Origin of the sequence: Streptomyces sp. NPDC097107, assembly GCF_044762405.1 — a bacterium.
GTDB classification, from domain to species: Bacteria; Actinomycetota; Actinomycetes; order Streptomycetales; family Streptomycetaceae; genus Streptomyces; species Streptomyces thinghirensis.
Genome location: NZ_JBIWEF010000017.1, coordinates 68921 through 84069, shown reverse-complemented (window position 1 = coordinate 84069; position 15149 = coordinate 68921). Strand labels below are relative to the sequence as shown.

Here is a 15149-nt window from a genome sequence, read left to right as displayed (position 1 = left end):
CCTGGGGGCTTGACGTGAGCAAAGAACCCAACACCCGTCTCTCGGACCTGTTCGGCCTGGCCGGCTGGTCCAAGGGCGAGCTCGCGAGGCTGGTGAACCGGCAGGCGGCGGCCATGGGCCACCTTCAGCTGGCGACCGACACCTCGCGGGTGCGGAGATGGATCGACATGGGAGAGATCCCGCGCGATCCGGTGCCGCGGGTGCTGGCGGTTCTGTTCACCGAGCGTCTCGGCCGTGTCGTGACCATCGAGGACCTCGGTCTGGTCCGGCACGGGCGTGCGGGGAAACGGCAGGGCGGCGGGGGCGAGGAACGTCCCGACGGTGTGCCGTGGGCGCCCGAGCGGACTGCGGCGGTCCTCACCGAATTCACGGGAATGGACCTCATGCTCAACCGACGCGGCTTGGTGGGCGCGGGCGCCGCGCTCGCCGCGGGATCCGCACTCAGCAGCGCCATGTACGACTGGCTGCACACCGACCCGGCCCTGGCTGCCGACGCTCCCGACCTCCGCCAACCCCTGCACGCCGACCCCGCCGGGTTCGACCGCTACGAGGCCGCCCCCATCGGGTCGCAGGAGGTGGAGGAACTCGAGCGCTCGGTCGAGGTGTTCCGCGCCTGGGACGCCGCCCGTGGCGGCGGGCTCCAGCGCAAGGCCGTGGTGGGCCAGCTCAACGAGGTGGGCGGCATGCTCGCCTACCACCACCCACCCCATCTCCAGCGGCGCCTGTGGGGTGTCGCCGCCAACCTCGCCGTCCTCGCGGGCTGGATGTCGCACGACGTCGGCCTGGAACCCACCGCTCAGAAGTACTTCGTCATCGCCGCCCATGCCGCGCGCGAGGGCGGCGACCGGCCCCGGGCCGGCGAGGCACTGTCCCGGGCGGCCCGCCAGATGGTCCACCTGGGCCGGCCCGACGACGCGCTCGACCTGATGAAGCTCGCCAAGTCCGGTTCGGGCGAGGGGGTGCTGCCGCGCACTCAGGCGATGCTGTACACCATCGAGGCCTGGGCGCAGGCCTCCATGGGCAAGGGCCAGGCGATGCGCCGCACCCTGGGGCGGGCCGAGGACCTCTTCGTCTCCGACCGGGCGGACGTGCCGCCACCGGACTGGATGCAGACGTTCAAGGAGGAGGACCTGTACGGCATGCAGGCCCTGGCCTACCGGACGCTCGCCGACTTCGAGCCGGGGGCCGCCGCGCACGCGCAGTACTACGCGGAGAAGGCACTGGCACTGAGGATCGACGGTCGGCAGCGGTCGAAGATCTTCGACTATCTGTCCATGGCTTCCGCCTGCTTCATCGCCGACGACCCCGAACAGGCGGACCGCTACGCGCGCCTCGCCCTGGTGTCGATGGGGTCCAACTCCTCCCAGCGGACCTGGGACCGACTGCGTCAGATGTACCGGCTCACCGCCGAGTACGCCGGCTACCCCAGGATCCAGGAGCTGCGGGAGGAGATCAAACTTGCGCTGCCGAAGGGCAAGTCGCCCAGCAGGTCACCCAGGGGGAAGGGCGGCGACATCGCTCCGGCGTAGGGCGCGACGCGTTGTCCGGGCGACGCGTCGTCCGATCGACACGTCGGCTAAGGCGCCACCCGGGCCATCAGCACGCAGGCGTCCGCCTGGCGCGGGGACCCGTCCAGCTCCTCCGTCACGATCCGTAAGCCGTCCTGCGCCGAGCGCACCCCGGCCAGACGGGCGGACAGGGAGAGGAGCCGACGCACGTCTGCCGGTCCGAGTTCGCCGGTGTGCAGGAGCAACAGGTCACCGGCTTCGAGGGTCGCCTCGGCCTGCCCGGCCAGTCCGCGCCCCGTCCCGTCGCGGAACAGCAGCGGGACGGGGTGTCCGGCGTGCGCCCACGCAAGGGCGCGGGCGCGGGGCCGGTATCCGCAGTACAGGGCGGAGCGCACGGGCGGCAGGGCGGTGGTCTCGAGTAACCGGTCGAGTCGGTCCTGGAGGTGTGCGGGCCGGACACCCGCCATCGCCAGGCCGCGCAGGGCACCGATCAGCGTCGCCGGAGCCTGTGCCGCGTCGGCGCCCGGGCCGACGAGGTCGCCGACGCTGAGCAGGGTCTCGTCGCCGGCGAGCGGGCACGCGTCGTACCAGGCGCCGCACCCGGCTGCGTCGGCCGTCGACGGCAGGTAGCCGGCGGCCAGGTCCAGGCCAGGCCGTCCCTCGTGCGGGAACCGCAGGAGGCCGTGCCAGGGCGGCGGCACGGCTTCCCGCGGTTCGACCGCGGCCCGTTGCTCGATGTCCGCGGACAGCGGTTGGCGGCGGAGCGAGTCACGGGTCTCGCTCACCGCCCGCTGGCTGCGGCGCAGTTCGCTGACGTCCCGCAGCACCGCCCACATCGAGGCGGTGCTGCCGTCGGCGTCGAGCACGGGCTCGCCCATCATGTGCACGGTACGCACGGTGCCGTCGGGGCGCACGACGCGGAACTCGCCGTCGATGGGCCGCGCGTCGACCAGGCAGTCCGTGACCATCGCGGTCAGTTTCGGCCGGTCCTCGGCGAGTACCAGGGACGGGAGTTCGTCGAGGCTCAGCGGAGCGGTGGCGGCGTCGCGGCCGAGGATCTGGAAGAGCTCGCCGGACCACTCGGCCTCGTCCGTCAGCAGGTTCCACTCCGCGCTGCCGACCCGGCTGAGCAGCGATCCGGGCCGCGGGGCGGGCGTCGGGCCGTCCCGGAGCTGCGCCAAGTGCGTGTCGATGTCGCTGAGTTGATGCAGTGCCAGGTCGTACAGGGCGCGCTGCCAGCGTCCCCGGGGGTCCGTTCCGTCGTCCTGGCTGTCCCGCCGTATCGCGTCCACGTCGCCCCGCAGCCGCCGGGCCTGCGATATCAGCGCCTCGACCGAGCCGTGTCCCGGTGGCTGGGCGGCCGGGTGGTCCGCGGAGAGATGGGACGACATGACGCACTCCGATGTGCAGACGGTACGACCAAGGCGGGAACGAGGCTGGCGCGAGGACCGTTACGACTGTTGCACAGCCCGCGACGCCCCGTAAGGGATTCGGCAACACACGATACGGTGGTGCTTCGGGCATATGCCACAGTCTTCCCCGAGCGACTTCGGCACCCGAACGGCGTACGTGAGCCGTGGGTCAAGCCGTAATTTTCCTAAGGGATTTGAGGTGCGTCGGAGTCCGGCGACGTCGTCGCCCTGGTGTTCGTCGGGCCCCTGTTCTATGGCGAGTCGGAGGGTGCCGGGCGGGGTGCCAGGTCGACGGGTGTGCGCGCTCCCGTCTCCAGGGCCCGCACCCCCGCCTCGGCGACCGCGGCGGCGGCGTACCCGTCCCAGGCGCCCGGCCCGGTGACCCGGCCCCGCCGGGTCGCGTCGACCCAGCTCTGCACCTCGCGGTCGTAGGCGTCGGCGAACCGTACGAGGTAGTCCTGCGGCACCTCCTCCCGGGCACCGCCCGCCGCCGTCACCACCATGGTGTGCGCCTGACCGATCCGGGCGCTGCCCGCCTCGCAGACGGCCTCGCAGCGCACCTCGTAACCGAAGCCGCAGTTGACGAAGATCTCCACGTCGACCAGCGCGCCCTCCTCGGTCTCGAAGAGCACGAACTGCGGATCGAGCAGCCCCCCGGGCGCGCCCGCCGACGGGCGCGGCCGGAGCACGGTCACCGCGGTCAGCTCCTGCCCGAGCAGCCAGCGGGCCGCGTCGATCTCGTGCGAGACGGAACTGGTGACCAGCATCGACGAGGTGAAGTGCGGCGGAGAGGACACGTTGCGATGGACACAGTGCAGCATCAGGGGCCGGCCCAGCCGCCCGCCGTCCAGCAGCGACTTCAGCTGCCGGTACTCGGCGTCGTACCGCCGCATGAACCCGATCTGCGCCAGCCTCCGGCCCAGCCGCGCCTCCGACTCCACCACGCGCAGCGCTCCCGCGGAGTCCGGCACCATCGGCTTCTCGCACAGCACCGGCAGCCCCCGCGCGAAGGCCGCCAGCAGCGCCTCCTCGTGCGTCTCGCCCGGCGAGGCGATCAGGACGGCCTCCACGCCCGGCGCGTCGAGCGCGGCCTCGACGTCCGTGTGCACGACGACCCCGTCGATCCCGCCCACGGCCTCCTTGGCCCGCTCGGCGTCGGGGTCCGCCACCGCGGCGACCCTGGCGCCGCTCATCACCCGGTCGAGGCGTCGTATGTGATCGGCGCCCATGTGTCCCGCGCCCAGGACCGCCACACCCAGAAGTCCGCTCACGCTCCGCCGGCTCCTTCCCCGTCCGCCGCACACCCGCCGAGGGGCGGGTGCGGGTACGGCGAACAGGGTTTCATGGTCGTCAAGAGGGGCGGAGGCCCCGGGGCTCGGCGGCGGGCGTCAGTACCGCAGCACCCCCGCGATACCGTCCACTTCCCCGAGTGCGCCGTCCGGCACGAAGCGGACGTCGGCGCCGGTCTCCAGGCACTGCTCGACGATCTCGTCCACGATGTCCTCACGGGCGCCGAGGTCACCGCTGTCCGCCGGGAGCAGGTGCTCACCGTCGTCGCGCATCGTCACCTTGTAGTTCTCCTCGACGGCCAGCAGCCGGACCCGGCCGGCGTGGGCGCTCTCCCACAACTCGTCGACGCCGGCCGCGAAGTCCTTGCGTCCGCGGGCCGCGTCCAGTTCCCTGGCGACGGCCTCGACGGCGCCCCGCGCCTCGTCGTCGAGGACCGGCCGCACCGCCTGCCACACGGCCTCCGCCGTCCCGTGCGCGAGGCCACCGTGCGGGACGAGGAGCGCGTCCCGCACGGTGTTCCCGGTCTCCTCCAGCAGGGACAGCGCGGGCTGCGGTCCGGTGACGTACAGCGGCCGGGGATGCGCGCGCAGGACCCGGCCCATCTCGGTGTCGGCGTCGCGCAGGAACCGGCGGGTGGTCTCGTCCCGGAAGGTGCTGGGCGCGTCCCCGATCCGCTCCTGGCGTTCGGGGTCGAAGTCCAGCGGCGGCCGGTCCATCGGGAATCCGCCGGTGCGGTCCTCGACGACCCGGCCCGCGCCCCCGCTCCACAGCCTGACGCGGTCGGCGGCCACCGACAGCACCCAGAACGGCCGCTCGGCGGCCTGTGCGGCGACGAGGTTGCGGGTCAGGAAGGTGTCCGACAGGACCACGCGCTCGGGGACGGAGCGCGCGAGCGTCCAGACCTGGTGTTCACCCGGCGCGGCGAAGAGCGCCAGGCCGTCCTCGGCGTGTGTCGGATCGACCTCGGCGAGGGCCCGGTCGAGTTCCCGGGACACCTCCGTGCGCCGTTCGCGGGTGACCGCGGGATCGTCCTGCAGCTGTTTCTTGGCCTCGGCGACCGCGTTGCGCAGCCGGACGGAGTCCTGGGCGTTGTCCGGTTCGCGACGGTGCGTCGGGGTCAGCACCGACACGGCCGGGTAGGGGCGGGGGCGCCGCAGTTCGGCGAGGGTGGCGGGACTCAGATCGTGCTCCATGTCAGCACGATAGGACTGATGGGCGTATCGGGCATTCGGAGCAATTCATCATCCCGGTCGCGCCTTCCGGTTCAGTCGTCGTCCCGGGAGGTCCGGGAGCCCTCGGAGCCGCAGGAGCTGCCGTCGGGCGGCAGGGAGCCGTACAGCAGGAAGTCGTCGACCTTGCGGTGCACGCATTCGGAGGACGCGTAGCCGGTGTGCCCCTCGCCCTTGTTGTCGAGGACCACCGCCGCGGAACCGAGCCGCTCGGCCGTCTCCACCGTCCAGCGGTACGGCGTGGCCGGGTCGCCCCGGGTGCCGACGAGGAGCATCTTCGAGGTGTCGAGGTCCTTCACGTCGTCCCGGATGTAGTCCGTGCCCTTGGGCCGGCCGTAGCACATCAGCACCTGCGTGAGGCGGTACCGGCCGAATACCGGCGAGGCCTCCTCGTACCGTGCGCGCAGCCGTTCCAGGGACTTCGCGACCTGGTCGGCGGTGGGGCGGTCGGGGTCGTCGGCGCAGTTGATCGCCATCAGGGCGGCCGGCAGATTGTCCATCGGGACGTCTTCCGGGTCGGTGAGGCCGCCGCCGGTGTCCGCGGGAGTCCGTGCGCGGACCGGGAAGGTGACGCCGCCGGACACGAAGCCCTCCAGGCCGCGGGTGTCGCCGTCCTCGAGCAGCTGTGCGAGCGCCCGCTGCAGCGTGGGCCACAGCTCCTCGCTGTACAGCGCCTGGCCGATGGCGCCCACCATGTCCTGTCCGGAGAAGGGCTCGCCGAAGCCCGTCGGTACCGGGTCCGCGTCGAGCGAGGCGATGACCTGTTCGACGTGGCGCCGGGCTTGGCGGGCGTCCTGTCCGAACGGGCAGGCGATGTCCTCCACGCACCAGTCGAGGAAGTTCTCCAGCGCGGTCTGCTGCCCCCGCGCGCCGGTCAGCCCCTGCTCGGTCAGCGGTTCCGTCAGCGTGTCCACGCCGTCCAGCACCATCCGGCCGACCTTGTCCGGGAACCGGGCGGCGTAGACCGCGCCCAGCCGGGTGCCGTAGGAGAAGCCGAGGTAGTTGAGCCGGCCGTCCCCGAGCGCCCGGCGCATCACGTCCATGTCGCGCGCCGCGTTCACCGTGCCTATGTGGGGCAGCACCGGGCCGGAGTGCTTCGCGCACTCGGCCGCCGCCTCCCGCAGGCGCCGTAGTACGTCCTGCGGGTCGGTGAGCTTCTCGTCCCCGTCCGTCGCCTCCACGATGTCCAGCGTGGCCGGGCCGCAGGTGACCGGCGAGGACCGGCCGACGCCGCGGGGATCGAAAGCCACCACGTCGTAGCCGTTGGTGAGGTGCATGAAGTCCTTGCCGCCGGCGGAGAGTTCGCTGACGCCGGAGCCGCCCGGGCCGCCGAAGTTCAGCAGTACCGAGCCCCGCGACTCACCCGTCGCCCGGTACCGGGCGAGGGCCAGGTCGAGGGTTCCCGCCTCGGGGCGGTCGTAGTCGAGGGGGACGGTGACCTTCCCGCACTGCAGGTCCTTCGGTACGTCCATGCCCTCGCACGCCGACCACTTGATCCTCTGGTCGTGGAACCGGGACAGGTCGGGCCCGGTGTCCCGTGCCGTCGCGGCGGGCAGCCCCGTGGACAGCAGGGCCAGCCCGAGCGCTCCGGTGACCGCGCAGCGCCGGACCGAGGGCCGAGTCGACAGCTTGGCCTGCATCGATGCCTCCCGGGCGTCCCGTCGCGGACCGGTGGTCGGCGCCCTCGATCACCATAAGCGGGCCTCGCTCACCTCGCCTCCGGGCGGCGGCTCCGGTCGCACGGGGGCAGTGGCCTCGGCGGGCGCACGGACGCTTTGCCGCTCGTTCGACAAAACGGCCACTCGATGGAGTGAAAGGCCTATAAGCCATAACTCGGATGGTGCTCCCGCGTTTTAACCGGTGCGGGCGAGCGCCCGTGACCATGTCTGGAAGGCAGGGAACCTCATGAGAAGGGTTACCCGAAACGCGGTGTTCGCCGTCGCCGCCTCCGGCGCGCTGGCCGTGACGATGCCGGGATACGCGGCGTTCGCGTCCGACGGCGCCTCCGCCGACGGTGCCGCCGTCGGATCGCCCGGGCTGATCTCGGGCAACACCGTCCAGCTCCCGGTGGACGTGCCGGTCAACGTCTGCGGCAACACGGTGAACGTGGTGGGGCTCCTCAACCCGGCTGCGGGCAACAGCTGCGCCAACACCGGGGGAGCGGGTGCGACGGGCAAGGGGACGGCATCCTCCGCCGGCACCGGCTCGTCCGGCGGTGCGGTCGCCGAGGGCGTCGCACAGGATTCGCCGGGCGTGCTCTCCGGCAACGGCGTGCAGCTGCCGGTTCATCTCCCGGTGAACGTCACCGGCAACAGCGTCAACGTCGTCGGCATCGGCAACCCGGCGGTCGGCAACGAGTCGACGAACACCTCCGGCGACCGTCCCGAGCCCGAGCGGCCCCCCGCGGAGCCGGAGCCAGAGCCGTCCGCACCCGAGGAGGAGCGCGAGCGCGCCCGGCCGAAGCCGGTCCCGCACGCCGCCCCGCCGCAGGCGTCGGCGTCCCTCGCCCACACCGGGGCGGACCAGACCGTGCCCGCTCTCGCGGGCGGCGCGGCGCTCGTGCTGGGCGGAGCCGTCCTCTACCGGCGGTTCCGGCCGGGGGCCGGGAGCTGACCGAGAGCGGACGGTCGTCCCGGGACGCCGGACAGCGCGCGTCGCCGGGGCGACCCGCTCCGTCGGGACACGTCCCGCGCCGCCGGGCGTGGCAGAGACCGCTCGGTGACTTCGTCCGTGCCCCCTTACGCCCCGGGCCGCCCCTCGTGGAAACGGCGGTGCAGGGCGCGGATCTCCTCGGTCAGTTCCGGTACCGGGCCCGCCACCGGCACGCCGGGCGCGACCTCCCGCACCGCAAGCGTCCGCACCGGCGGTGCCGGGACGCCCAGCTCCGCCAGCCACTCGCCGAGCTGCCGCGACGAGGCGACGTACACGATGCGTCCCAGGCCCACCCAGGCGTGCGCGGCGGCGCACATCGGGCAGTGCTCGCCGGACGTGTACACCGTGGCGGCGGCCCGCTCCTCGGGGGTGAGGTGGGCGGCGGACCAGCGCGCCGGCTCGAACTCCGGGTGGCGGGTGCGGTCGCCGGAGGCCACCCGGTTGTGGTCCTCGGCCAGCACCGTGCCGTCCGTGCCGACCAGCACCGACCCGAACGGCTCGTCGCCGGCGTCCAGTGCCTCGGCCGCCAGTTCCACGCAACGGCGCAGATACGGCAGCTCCGTTTCCTTCACGACCATGGTGTACGGCCCTCCTCGATCACGTGATCCTTGCCCGGGCCGCGGCCGGTGACGCGGCTGTCGTGTACCACTGCGCCAACGGTGCCTACCACCTCCAGTCGGAGGTGAGGCAAGGCCCCGCTCCAGTCAGCCGTCCTGGCGGCCGTCGAGACGACCGGGGCCCGGCTGGTCGTACTCGACACGCTGTACCCGTACGGCGAGGCCGGGGGAGCGGTGATGACCGCGGACAGCCCCTGGCAGGCGATCAGCCGCCAGGGGCGGATGCGCCCGGAACTCGACGAGCGGTGCCTCGCCGCGCACCGGGCCGGCCGGGCCCGGGTGGCCCCCGGCCGCAGCGCCGACTTCGTCGGTCCCGGAGTGCTCAACTCGTCCCCGGGTGCCGCCGTCTTCCCGGGCGCGCTCACCGGTGGGCAGGTCCTGGCGTTCGGTGACATCGACCTGCCGCACAGCTACACGGACATCCGGGACGTGACGGCCGGTCTCGCGACGCTCGGCCACCGGAGGGCGACGGCCGTGTCTGGCACCTGCCCACCGCGCCCGCCGTCAGCACGCGTGAGATCCACACGGTGATCGAGAAGCGCGTGGGCCGGCCGGACGTCATGGTGCTCGCGGAGCCCCGCCCCGTCGGCCCCTTCGACGAGCGGTTCATGGCCGAGTACGCGGAGATGTTCTCCAGCCCACGGCACCCAGACAAGGGACTCCGCCGCCTTCGAGCGCTCCTGCGGGGTGGCCCCCGAAGCCGCTCGCCGACACCGTCGAGGCCACCGTGACCTGGTACGAGGAGTGGCTCCGCAGCCGGTGACGGTCCCGCGTCCTCACTCAGCGGCGCGTGCGCGGCCGCGACCGGTCCAGTGCGGCCACGCCGACCGCGGCCAGGCCGATCTGGATGAGCCATTCGACCCAGTCGACGCCGTCGGTGTCGCCCACGTCGAACGCCGTCGCGATCCACGACCCGATCAACGCGGCCGCGATGCCGACGAGGATCGTCCACAGGACCCCGATGCGCTGACGGCCCGGGACGACGAGTCGGCCCAGGACGCCGATGACGATTCCGATGACAATGGCACTGATGATGCCGTCGATCTCCATCTCCGCCCCTTCTTGTCAAGACCCCCGCAGTAGTGCATGTGCCCACTGTGGGCGGACGCAGTCCGCCAGGGGGCCCGGGGCATGGCAAGGGCCGACCCGCGGGGACGGGCCGGCCCGACGTGTTCCCTTCCCGCGCGTCTAGGGCTTGCGCATGGTCTTCGCCGCCGTGGCGGCGCACACCGTGCCCAGGGCCAGGGTCAGGGCGCCGATGATGATGTTGTTCCAGATGACGCCGGCGTCCGGGTTGGTGCCGACGATCCATGGCGAGATGATCATCCAGATGCCCATCGCGCACATCGCCCCGCTGAGGCCGTACATGCGTTCCGGGGCTCGGGTGAAGCCGAGGGCCAGCAGACCGATGGCGATTCCTATGATCAGGTTGTGGGCCACGAGTGCGGGCTGGCTCGTGGTGAAGTGGACTATCCACGGGGACACGGCACAGTACAGGCCGAGCAGGAATACCGGCCCGTCCACGAGCGCCACATCCCGACCGCCGAGCATGCGGGCGTAGCGCGCCTGCATCTCCGGAGCGTCGGGGTGGCTGGAGATGTCACCTCGGGTGTGCGAGACGTTGGCCATGAGTCGTCTCCTTTGACTTACCGGGCCTTGACCGCGTCTGGTCGCGGTGTGCGGTAACACCGCATAGGTCCATTCTGCTCTTATTTCTCCCTTATGTGTAGTCGAGGGTGGGCGGGGACATGTCCATGCCGATCGCGGGCAAACGCTCAGGCAGGAGAGCGCGAACGGACACAGGGGTGGTGGAGGTGGTCGCCGCTATGGGCGCGAAGGTGTTGGAACGATTCCCGGCGGGGTCGCCGCGCGGATCGTGGCCTGCGGAGGAGTGCGCCGCACGCCGTCGGGCGCAGGGCGAGGCCGCGACCGTCGTGATGGACCTGCAGTCGGACGCCTTCCTCGTGGTCGTACCGGCCCGCGACGAGGACTGAACAAGGGCCGGGGGAGGGGCGGTTGCGCGTTCCCCGCCCGAACACCGCACTTCGTCACGCCCGTATCGGGCTGTCGACGCTCGTCGCGCGTCCGCCTCCGGCCACGACCTCGTCGGTGCACGCGAAACCGGCACCGTGGCCCGGGAATGTATTTTGGTGCCTGAAATGTTGGCGACTACATCCAGTTGTTTCCAGTCTTTCAGCCGTCCAGTCGGTGTCCGTCACCGGATTCCCCCATCAGCGAGGCACACCGTGAACCACCCCGCCCCCGAGCAGCCCGCCGACGTCGTGGCCCGGCTGCGTGCCACCTTCCGCACCGGCCGCACCAAGCCCGTCGAGTGGCGCACCGCACAGCTGCACCGGCTGCGCGCGCTCCTCACGGAGAACGGCCCGGACCTGGAGGCAGCGCTCCACGCCGACCTGGGCAAGAGCGCCGCCGAGGCGCAGCGCACGGAGATCGGCTTCACCGTGCGCGAGATCGACCACACCCTCGGCCACCTCGCCGACTGGCTGCGCCCCGAGCCCGCCCCCGTCCCGGCGCACCTCGGCGCCGACGCCACCGCCTGGACGCGGTACGACCCCCTGGGCGTCGTCCTCGTCATCGCGCCCTGGAACTACCCGGCCCAGCTCCTGCTGGCCCCGGTGGTCGGCGCCCTGGCGGCCGGCAACGCGGTGGTCGCCAAGCCCAGCGAGCTGGCCCCGGCCACCTCCGCCGTGCTGGCCCGCCTGCTGCCGCGGTACCTGGACACCGAGGCCGTGGCCGTCGTCGAGGGCGGAATCCCCGAGACCACGGCGCTGCTCGCCGAGCGCTTCGACCACGTCTTCTACACGGGCAACGGCACCGTGGGCCGCATCGTCATGCGCGCCGCCGCCGAGCACCTCACCCCGGTCACCCTCGAACTCGGCGGCAAGTCACCGGCGTTCGTCGACCGCGACGCCGACCTCGACGTCGTCGCCGCCCGGCTGGCCGGCGGCAAGTTCCTCAACGCCGGCCAGACCTGCGTGGCCCCCGACTACGTCCTCACCGACCCGGAGACCGCCGCCGCCCTGGAGCCGGCGCTGGTCCGCGCGGTCGAGGGGCTGTACGGGGCCGACCCGGCACAGTCCGCGGAGTACGCGCGGATCGTCAACGAGCGCCACTTCGACCGGCTGACCGGTCTGCTGGGCTCCGGCCGGGTGGTCGTCGGCGGCGGCAGTGACCGGACGGAGAAGTACCTCGCGCCGACCGTTCTCGCCGACGTCGCCCCCGAGGCTCCCGTGATGCGCGAGGAGATCTTCGGCCCGATCCTGCCGATCGTCACCGTGCCCGGCCTGGACGAGGCGATCGATTTCGTCAACGACCGCGACAAGCCGCTGGCTCTCTACGTCTTCAGTGAGTCCGACACGACCCGGGAGCGGTTCGCCGCCGAGACGTCCTCCGGCGGTCTCGGCCACGGGCTGCCGCTCGCCCATCTCACCGTCTCCGACCTGCCGTTCGGCGGCGTGGGGGAGAGCGGCATGGGCAACTACCACGGCCGTTACTCCATCGAGACGTTCAGCCACCGCAAGGCGGTCCTGAAGAAGCCGCTGAGCTGACCGGCGCGCGGCCTCGAAGGAGCCCGAGGGTCCGCCGAGCCGGCCGCGCGAAGAGTCCACGCCAACCCGGCCGGAAGACGGCCGGGTTTGAAGTGGTCTACACCCTTGACTGGTACAGACCAACGCGGTTGAGTGTGCCTTCACACCCCCCACCACGGCCGCCCCCACGCCGTGGCCGGTCCGTCCGGCACGCGCGCACAAGGGCTCCGCTCCGTCCTGCCCTTGTACGGGAGCGGCCGTGCTCCGTCGAAGGAGGCAGACCTGTGTCGAGGCGCCGTATATCCGCCCTGGTGACCGTGCTCGCCCTCGCAGGAGCCGTGCCCGTGATCCTGCCCGCCGCCCAGGCGTCCGCCGCCGCGTGTTCGAGCTACCCGGCCTGGTCGGCCGACGCGAACTACAACGCCGGTGACATCGTCCGCTACACCGACGGCAAGGCCTACCGGGCCGAGCACGCCAACCCGGGCTACGACCCGCTCATCAGCACCTGGTACTGGGAGCCGTACGCCTGCGACGGCGGCTCGGAGACTCCGGTCGGCAACTTCGTGGTGTCCGAGGCCCAGTTCAACCAGATGTTCCCGGGCAGAAACTCCTTCTACACCTACAGCGGTCTGACCGCCGCGCTCAGCGCCTACCCGGGCTTCGCCAACACCGGCAGCGACACCACCAAGAAGCAGGAGGCCGCGGCCTTCCTCGCCAACGTCGGCCACGAGACCGGCGGACTCGTGCACATCGTCGAGCAGAACACCGCCAACTATCCGCACTACTGCGACTGGGGCCGGCCCTACGGCTGCCCGGCCGGTCAGGCCGCCTACTACGGGCGCGGCCCGATCCAGCTCAGCTGGAACTTCAACTACAAGGCCGCGGGCGACGCGCTCGGCATCGATCTGCTGAACAACCCCTGGCTGGTGCAGAACGACGCGGCCGTCGCCTGGAAGACCGCCCTGTGGTACTGGAACACCCAGTCCGGACCCGGCAGCATGACCGGCCACAACGCCATGGTCAACGGCGCCGGTTTCGGCCAGACGATCCGCTCCATCAACGGCTCCCTGGAGTGCGACGGCAAGAACCCCGCGCAGGTGCAGAGCCGCGTCTCCAAGTACCAGCAGTTCAGCCAGATCCTCGGCGTCTCACCGGGCGGCAACCTCTACTGCTGAGCCGTCCCGGGTGTGTGCGAGACTCCGCCGCTGACCTCGGAAACGATCACCGCGGAGTCCGCGGGCACCTGGAACCTCGGCGACCTGCCCGTCCGCCGCATCGGCTTCGGCGCGATGCGGCTGACGGGCGGCGCCGCCTTCCACCTCGGCACGCCGAGCGACCGCGCGCGCTCCCTGGCCGTACTGCGCCGGGCGGTCGGACTCGGCGTCAACCACATCGACACCGCCGCCTTCTGCTTCTCCTCCCTGCGCTCCGCCAACGAGCTGATCAACAGCGCGCTGGCGCCGTACGCCGACGACCTGGTGATCGCCACCAAGGTCGGCCCGTACCGCGACTGGTCGGGGGCGTGGGGCACCTCCGCCCGGCCCGAGGAACTGCGGGCCCACGTCGAGGAGAACCTGCGCCAACTCGGCCGGGACCACCTCGACGTCGTCTACCTGCGCCGCATGCGGCAGGACTCGATCGCCGAACACTTCGGCGCCCTCGCCGAACTGCGCGAGGCGGGCCTCGTCCGCCACCTCGGCATCTGCGACGCGGAGCCCCGGCACCTCGCCGAGGCCCAGGCCATCGCCCCCGTGGTATCCGTCCAGAACCGCTACGGCCTCGGCTTCCACGACCCCGCCACCGACGAACTCCTCGCCCTGTGCCGTGAGCAGGGCATCGCCTTCGTGCCCTTCTACGCCATCGCCGGCGAGGCCGGACCGCAGGGCGCCGGCGCCGCCCACGAGGACGAGGTCCGTGCGGTGGCCCGGGCGCACGGCGCGAGCCCGGCGCAGGTGAGGATCGCCTGGACCCTGCACCAGGGCCCGGGCGTCCTGGCCATTCCCGGCACCGGCAACCCCGGTCACCTCGCCGAGAACGTCGCGGCCGGCGCCCTCCGGCTCACCGAGGAGGACCTGACGCGCCTCGACGGCGCCCGGACCGGCTGAGACGCCGTGGCGGGCTGCGGGCTGAGGGCTGCGGGCTGCGGGCGGAGGGCTGAGGCGTCAGGTCGCCTGTGGGTTGAGGCGTGTGGGTCGGTGGTGGGTTGAGGCGTCCGGATCGGTTGAGGCGTGTGGGTCGGTGGTGGGTTGAGGTGCCCGGACCGGTTGCGGCGTCTGGGTCGGCCGCGGGCCGCAGGCTGCGGGCTGCGGCGCCCGGACCGTGCGGCGCCGTACGGGCGTACGGGCGCTACACGGTCCAGGCGCCGTCCCGCATGATGTGCCGCTGCTTCAGCTCGCGCTGCTCGTGCCACGCCTGCACCGCGAGCGGACGCACCCGGAACCAGGCGTACGACGCGCTGGCCTCGCGCGGGTCCCAGCCGGTCTTCGAGAGGAACGCCCCGGCCGCCGCGGACGGCGCCTCCCGCAGGCCGAACGTCTCCACCTCGCCGTCGATCAGCACGACGTCCCGGGTGTGCCCGAACGCCAGCCTGGCCCGGCCGCCGTCGCGCAGGTTGCGGCCCGTCGGGTTGGTGAGCCGGGTGCACAGCCACACCGACTCCCCGTGCCACACGAACCACAGCGGGACCATGCAGGGCAGGCCGTCGGCGTCCGCCGTGGCCACCCAGATGTCCATCTCCTCTTCCAGCCGGTCCAGCACGTCCTGCTTGCGCTGCCGGGGCTCGCGCGGTGGCGCGGTGATCTTCATGGCCGTGACGGTAGTGGACGGGCCGCGCCCCGCGCCTCGGGCCCGAGACGCTGGACCGGAGACTGGCGTCGCGGTGCGTTTTACGTAT

The 15149-nt window shown here is 72.3% G+C and carries 14 protein-coding genes and 1 pseudogene; 7 read left to right on the top strand and 8 right to left on the bottom strand.

Features of this window, described 5'->3' with window-relative positions; genetic code table 11:
• Window positions 1-14 precede the first annotated feature (14 nt).
• Window positions 15-1529 (top strand): hypothetical protein, encoded by a 1515-nt coding sequence (locus ACIQ1J_RS31840; RefSeq protein ID WP_403562310.1) that lies wholly within the window; start codon window positions 15-17, stop codon window positions 1527-1529.
• A gap of 47 nt (window positions 1530-1576) precedes the next feature.
• Here the strand turns inward: ACIQ1J_RS31840 and ACIQ1J_RS31835 are convergent, their stop codons facing one another.
• From ACIQ1J_RS31835 to ACIQ1J_RS31820, 4 genes are all read right to left on the bottom strand, one after another.
• Window positions 1577-2899 (bottom strand): PP2C family protein-serine/threonine phosphatase, encoded by a 1323-nt coding sequence (locus ACIQ1J_RS31835; RefSeq protein ID WP_403562308.1) that lies wholly within the window; start codon window positions 2897-2899, stop codon window positions 1577-1579.
• Between the two features lie 272 nt (window positions 2900-3171).
• Entirely contained in the window at window positions 3172-4191 is a 1020-nt protein-coding gene (locus ACIQ1J_RS31830) for a Gfo/Idh/MocA family protein (RefSeq protein WP_403562306.1), read from the bottom strand.
• A 117-nt stretch (window positions 4192-4308) separates the two neighbouring features.
• The gene (locus ACIQ1J_RS31825; RefSeq protein ID WP_403562304.1) at window positions 4309-5403 is read right to left on the bottom strand and encodes a chemotaxis protein; all 1095 of its coding nucleotides are present in this window, start codon (window positions 5401-5403) and stop codon (window positions 4309-4311) included.
• Window positions 5404-5474: 71 nt separating this feature from the next.
• Window positions 5475-7079 (bottom strand): alpha/beta hydrolase, encoded by a 1605-nt coding sequence (locus ACIQ1J_RS31820; RefSeq protein WP_403562302.1) that lies wholly within the window; start codon window positions 7077-7079, stop codon window positions 5475-5477.
• Between the two features lie 265 nt (window positions 7080-7344).
• Between ACIQ1J_RS31820 and ACIQ1J_RS31815 the strand changes: the two genes are divergently transcribed.
• Window positions 7345-8052 (top strand): chaplin, encoded by a 708-nt coding sequence (locus ACIQ1J_RS31815; protein ID WP_403562300.1) that lies wholly within the window; start codon window positions 7345-7347, stop codon window positions 8050-8052.
• Between the two features lie 125 nt (window positions 8053-8177).
• Here ACIQ1J_RS31815 and ACIQ1J_RS31810 read toward each other — a convergent pair whose 3' ends face one another.
• On the bottom strand, window positions 8178-8669 hold the full coding sequence (locus ACIQ1J_RS31810) for a nucleoside deaminase (RefSeq protein WP_403562298.1): 492 nt from the start codon (window positions 8667-8669) through the stop codon (window positions 8178-8180).
• A 32-nt stretch (window positions 8670-8701) separates the two neighbouring features.
• Here ACIQ1J_RS31810 and ACIQ1J_RS31805 point away from each other — a divergent pair.
• A pseudogene (locus ACIQ1J_RS31805) lies at window positions 8702-9471 on the top strand (epimerase); the annotation flags it as partial.
• 17 nt (window positions 9472-9488) lie between these two features.
• Here the strand turns inward: ACIQ1J_RS31805 and ACIQ1J_RS31800 are convergent.
• Window positions 9489-9758 carry a GlsB/YeaQ/YmgE family stress response membrane protein gene (locus ACIQ1J_RS31800; protein ID WP_210960874.1) on the bottom strand — a complete coding sequence of 90 codons (270 nt, stop codon included), beginning with the start codon at window positions 9756-9758 and terminating at the stop codon, window positions 9489-9491.
• Window positions 9759-9896: 138 nt separating this feature from the next.
• The gene (locus ACIQ1J_RS31795) at window positions 9897-10337 is read right to left on the bottom strand and encodes an SPW repeat protein (protein WP_210960873.1); all 441 of its coding nucleotides are present in this window, start codon (window positions 10335-10337) and stop codon (window positions 9897-9899) included.
• Window positions 10338-10534: 197 nt separating this feature from the next.
• On the opposite strand from ACIQ1J_RS31795, the gene ACIQ1J_RS31790 reads away from it, so the two are divergent.
• From ACIQ1J_RS31790 to ACIQ1J_RS31775, 4 genes are all read left to right on the top strand, one after another.
• On the top strand, window positions 10535-10702 hold the full coding sequence (locus ACIQ1J_RS31790; RefSeq protein ID WP_337308127.1) for a hypothetical protein: 168 nt from the start codon (window positions 10535-10537) through the stop codon (window positions 10700-10702).
• A 252-nt stretch (window positions 10703-10954) separates the two neighbouring features.
• Window positions 10955-12277: an aldehyde dehydrogenase family protein gene (locus tag ACIQ1J_RS31785; protein WP_403562295.1), complete on the top strand. Its 1323-nt coding sequence runs from the start codon at window positions 10955-10957 to the stop codon at window positions 12275-12277.
• Between the two features lie 263 nt (window positions 12278-12540).
• A complete protein-coding gene (locus ACIQ1J_RS31780; protein WP_210960871.1) occupies window positions 12541-13431 on the top strand; it encodes a glycoside hydrolase family 19 protein in 891 nt (296 codons plus the stop codon).
• Window positions 13432-13443: 12 nt separating this feature from the next.
• Window positions 13444-14361 (top strand): aldo/keto reductase, encoded by a 918-nt coding sequence (locus tag ACIQ1J_RS31775; RefSeq protein WP_403562292.1) that lies wholly within the window; start codon window positions 13444-13446, stop codon window positions 14359-14361.
• Window positions 14362-14602: 241 nt separating this feature from the next.
• On the opposite strand, the gene ACIQ1J_RS31770 is transcribed toward ACIQ1J_RS31775, so the two are convergent.
• Window positions 14603-15061, bottom strand: a complete 459-nt coding sequence (locus ACIQ1J_RS31770; RefSeq protein ID WP_403562290.1) for a pyridoxamine 5'-phosphate oxidase family protein — start codon at window positions 15059-15061, stop codon at window positions 14603-14605.
• Window positions 15062-15149: the final 88 nt, after the last annotated feature.